Here is a 3,888-nt window from a genome sequence, read left to right as displayed (position 1 = left end):
GCGGTGCAGGGCTGGTCAATGCGGGGGCGGCGGTGGCGGCGACAGTGAAGGCGCAGACGCTGGTGCGTGGCGTGCCGATGGGAAATCTGTCGCTCAAGGCGGGAACGTCGCTGTACTACCAGATCACCGTGCCCGCCGGCACGTCGGCGCTGACGCTGGCCCTGAGCGGTGGCAGCGGCAATGCCGATCTGTACCTGCGCGCGGGCGCCCTGCCGACCGATACCGCATACGGTTGCCGGTCGGTCGCCGCCGGTACCACCGAGCGCTGCACGCTGACCTTGCCGGCCGGGCTCTATTACGTGCGGATCAAGGCGGTTACCGCGGTGGCGGGCGTGAGTGCGACCGCGAGTTACTGACACGCCTCACTCGCACAGGTCGCAGGCACGTGCCTGCAGTGCGTCGAGCACCTGCGCGGCCTCCATTTCCAGCAGCAGGCCGCGCTGCCCGGCGTTGAACCAGACGCTGCCTGCGCCCAGTGCGGTTTGCTCGATCAGCACCGGCGCCGGCCGCTGCTGGCCCAGCGGACTGATGCCGCCGACCTTGTAGCCGGTGCGGCGCTCGGCCTCGGCGGCCTCCATCATCCGCGCCGCCTTGCCGCCCGCGGCGGCGGCCAGTTTCTTCAACTGCACGCGGCGGTCGGACGGGACCACCACGCAGACCGCGCGCGTGTCGACCCAGGCCATCAGACTCTTCAGCACCCGCTCCGGCGGCAGGCCCAGCGCCTGTGCGGCCTGCAGGCCCTTGGCGCTGGCTTCGGCTTCGTAGTCGTAGGGATGCAGCCGGTAGACGATGCCGGCCGCATCCAGCGCCTTGGTCGCGCGCGTGGCCTTGGACATCGCCGCTCAGGCCGCTTCGAAACGGTTCGCCGCCACGTTCTTGCGCACCTTCTGCGGATCCCAGATGCGCCCGTTCATGGCGATGTAGACGCCGGCCGGCAGCGACTGCACCGCGCCGACCGCGCAGCCGATGTTGAACTCGGCGTCGGAGCCGCGGAAGCGCGCCGGGTTCAGCGCGCCGGTCATCACGATGGTCTTGCCCTCGATCGCCTGCAGCACCTTGCCGGTCTGCACCATCGAGTCGGTGCCGTGGGTGATCAGCACGTGGCGCGCGGACTGCGCGGCGATGGTGGCGCGGATCAGCTCGCGGTCTTCGTCGGTGATGTGCAGCGAATCCTTGCGGATGATCGGGATCACCGTGAAGCGGAAGGTCACGCCCAGTTCCTTGAGGATCTGGCTGATCTGCGGGTCGCCGATCTGGTAGTCGGACTTGTCGTCGAAGTAGATCTTGTCGATCGTGCCGCCGGTGGTGACGATCAGGAGTTCTTCCATTGCCGTTCCTAGAAGCATGTCGGGGCGCGGCCGTGGCCGCGCAGGCCGTCCATGATACCGGGCGCGGCGGTACGGCCGCTCAGTCGCGCCCGGCCGCGCCGCGGCGGCGGGCGAAGCGTGCGCGGATGCCCGGTGCGCTGGACAGGCCCACCACCAGCAGCGCCAGCAGCAGTTCTGCCCAGCCGTAGCCACGCTGTGGCGGGTGGCTCCAGGCGGTCATCACCCCGTGGCTGAACCACAGCAGCGCGCCGACGCCGCTCCAGAATCGTGCCACTGCCGAGCCGCGCAGCACGCCCACGGCCAGCAACAGCGGCGGCAGCGCGAACACCAGCAGGGCGGCGAGACGGTGGCGATCGTCGTGGAACCAGGTCGCGAACAGTGCCGCCAACGCCAGCAGCGTCGCCCCCAGCGCCACCCGCAGGCGCCCGCCGCTCATGGCGCCGCCAGTCGCTGCGCGATCTCGGCCAGGCGCCGGCCGAGCGCGCGCGCCAGGTGCGCTTCTTCCTCGCTGGGTTGCGGATCGTCGTCGGCGCCGGCGACGTGACTGGCGCCGTACGGCGTGCCGCCGCTGCGGGTGCTGCTGAGCAGCGGTTCGGTGTAGGGAATGCCGACGATCAGGCAGCCGTGGTGCAGCAGCGGCAGGTGCATCGACAGCAGGGTGGCTTCCTGGCCGCCGTGCAGCGACGCGGTGGAGGTGAATACCGCCGCCGGCTTGCCGGCCAGCGTGCCGCTGGCCCAGTCGGCGCCGAGTCCGTCGATGAAGTGCTTGACCGGCGCGGCCATGTTGCCGAAGCGGGTCGGGCTGCCCAGCGCCAGGCCCACGCACTCGCGCAGGTCGCTGGCGTCCACGTACGGCGCGCCGCTGTCGGGCACCGGCGGTGCACTGGTCTGGGTGACCGCCGCCACCGGCGGCACGGTGCGCAGGCGCGCGGCCATGCCCGGCACCTCGCCGACGCCGCGCGCGATCTGCCGCGCCAGGCGCGCCACCGAGCCGCCACGGCTGTAGTACAGGACCAGAATCTCGGCCATGCGGCCCTCTCGTGGATCGGAACGACCGCCAGTATCGACGATGCCGGCGTCCATGCGCATCGGGTACCCTTGCCCGATGCAGCCGCTGGACACCGTCAATCTCTGGGCCGATCGCCTGCGCGACCGCGCGCGCATGCGCAGCTTCGCCGGCTTCCTGTGGCGGCGCTTCCTCGACGACCGCCTGTTCCAGGCTGCGGCCTCGCTGGCCTACACCACCATCTTCGCGCTGGTGCCGCTGGCGGTGGTGGTGTTCGGGGTGCTGTCGGCGTTCCCGGTGTTCGACAAGTGGAGCGACCAGCTCAGCGACTACATCTTTTCCAACTTCGTGCCGGCCGCGGCGCGTTCGGTGGAGTCCTACCTGCGGCAGTTCTCGGCCAGCGCCGGGCAACTGACTACCGCCGGCGTGATCGCGCTGGTGGTCTCGCTGCTGATCACCCTCAACAGCGTCGAGCAGACCTTCAACCAGATCTGGCGGGTGGTGTCGGCGCGGCCGCAGCTGACCCGCTTCCTGGTGTACTGGACCGTGCTGACCCTCGGCGCGCTGCTGGCCGCGGCGTCGCTGGCGGTGTCGGCGCGGTTCTTCGCGCTGCCCCTGTTCAAGACCAGCGAGGGCCGGCTGCTGGCGCAGGTGGTGCTGAGCGTGGCGCCGGTGCTGATCGAATTCGTCTGCATCACCCTGGTGTACCGGGTGGTGCCGCATCACACGGTCAAGCTGCGCCACGCGGTGCCGGGTGCACTGCTGGCGGTGCTGCTGCTGGAACTGGTGAAATGGGGCCTGAGCCTGTACCTGGGCAGCTTCCAGTCGTACCAGCGCATCTATGGCACGGTCGCGTTCGTGCCGATCTTCCTGCTGTGGATCTACCTGAGCTGGATCGCGATCCTGCTCGGCGCCTCGGTGTCCTCTTCGATCGCCGCCTTCCGCTACCAGCCGGCCTCGATGCGCCTGCCCGCCGGCTATGAGATCTACGGCCTGCTGCGCCTGCTCGGCCGCTTCGCGCAGGCGCGCAGGCAGGGCAGGGGGCTGCAGGAGGATCAACTCCTGGAACTGGAGCCGATGCTGACCGATTCGCTGGTGCAGGAACTGCTGTGCGAACTGGAGCGCATCCGCCTGCTCAGTCGTACCGAGCAGGGCGACTGGATGCTGGCTCGCGACCTGAGCGACGTGCCGGTGGCCGAGCTGTACGAGAATTGCCAACTGCGCATCCCTGTCGTCGAGACCTATCTGCCGTGCCGCGACGACGCCCTGGGCCAGGCGGCGTGCCGCGCGCTGGACGAACTGCGCCTGCCGTTGCGCGACGTGCTCAAGCGTCGCGTCGGCGACCTCTACACCGAGATTGGAGACCTTGCATGACCGCCATGCGCCTGCTGTTCCCGCTGTTCGCCGCTGCCGCCCTGCTGGCCGGGTGCGACCGCCAGCCCACGCCCAAGCCGGCCGACGGCGCCGCGACCACCGCGTCGTCCACCGCGCCCAAGGCGCCACCCGCCCCGGCAGCGCCGGAGGCGCCCGCCGCGCCGGCGGCCGGCTTGGGCG

6 protein-coding genes and 1 pseudogene are annotated in these 3,888 nt (G+C 70.6%); 3 read left to right on the top strand and 4 right to left on the bottom strand.

Translation table 11 applies throughout. The features are described from left to right. Positions 1–356, top strand: a 356-nt coding sequence (locus CEK68_RS20675; protein ID WP_193314274.1) for a PPC domain-containing protein, incomplete at its 5' end; no start/stop codon positions are given. Positions 357–362: 6 nt separating this feature from the next. Here CEK68_RS20675 and ybaK read toward each other — a convergent pair. The 4 genes from ybaK to wrbA form a co-directional block, all read right to left on the bottom strand. Further along, the gene (gene ybaK, locus CEK68_RS20670; protein WP_152240514.1) at positions 363–836 is read right to left on the bottom strand and encodes a Cys-tRNA(Pro) deacylase; all 474 of its coding nucleotides are present in this window, start codon (positions 834–836) and stop codon (positions 363–365) included. 6 nt (positions 837–842) lie between these two features. Continuing rightward, on the bottom strand, positions 843–1,328 hold the full coding sequence (locus tag CEK68_RS20665) for an asparaginase domain-containing protein (protein ID WP_152240513.1): 486 nt from the start codon (positions 1,326–1,328) through the stop codon (positions 843–845). Between the two features lie 79 nt (positions 1,329–1,407). Continuing rightward, complete coding sequence (locus CEK68_RS20660; protein WP_043093047.1) at positions 1,408–1,764, bottom strand: DUF2069 domain-containing protein; 357 nt, start codon at positions 1,762–1,764, stop codon at positions 1,408–1,410. After that, the gene (gene wrbA / locus CEK68_RS20655; protein WP_043091380.1) at positions 1,761–2,357 is read right to left on the bottom strand and encodes an NAD(P)H:quinone oxidoreductase; all 597 of its coding nucleotides are present in this window, start codon (positions 2,355–2,357) and stop codon (positions 1,761–1,763) included. The genes CEK68_RS20660 and wrbA overlap by 4 nt, the downstream gene beginning before the upstream one ends. Before the next feature lie 76 nt (positions 2,358–2,433). On the opposite strand from wrbA, the gene CEK68_RS20650 reads away from it, so the two are divergent. Beyond that, on the top strand, positions 2,434–3,708 hold the full coding sequence (locus tag CEK68_RS20650) for a YihY family inner membrane protein (RefSeq protein WP_043093046.1): 1,275 nt from the start codon (positions 2,434–2,436) through the stop codon (positions 3,706–3,708). Continuing rightward, positions 3,705–3,888 (top strand): annotated as a pseudogene (locus CEK68_RS21120) (hypothetical protein); the annotation flags it as partial. The gene CEK68_RS20650 and the pseudogene CEK68_RS21120, both read left to right, overlap by 4 nt.

Source organism: Xanthomonas sp. LMG 12461 (genome assembly GCF_009192935.1).
Lineage (GTDB): Bacteria > Pseudomonadota > Gammaproteobacteria > Xanthomonadales > Xanthomonadaceae > Xanthomonas_A > Xanthomonas_A sontii.
Note: the sequence above shows the minus strand (reverse complement) of the source record. Positions and strands in the feature narration are given on the sequence as shown.

What these genes read in the sequence shown, in the direction of transcription:
- CEK68_RS20650 (WP_043093046.1), top strand. Translation starts at nt 2,434, where the DNA reads ATGCAGCCGCTGGACACCGTCAATCTCTGGGCCGATCGCCTGCGCGAC.
- CEK68_RS20665 (WP_152240513.1), bottom strand. Translation starts at nt 1,328, where the DNA reads ATGGAAGAACTCCTGATCGTCACCACCGGCGGCACGATCGACAAGATC.
- CEK68_RS20660 (WP_043093047.1), bottom strand. Translation starts at nt 1,764, where the DNA reads ATGAGCGGCGGGCGCCTGCGGGTGGCGCTGGGGGCGACGCTGCTGGCG.
- ybaK (WP_152240514.1), bottom strand. Translation starts at nt 836, where the DNA reads ATGTCCAAGGCCACGCGCGCGACCAAGGCGCTGGATGCGGCCGGCATC.
- wrbA (WP_043091380.1), bottom strand. Translation starts at nt 2,357, where the DNA reads ATGGCCGAGATTCTGGTCCTGTACTACAGCCGTGGCGGCTCGGTGGCG.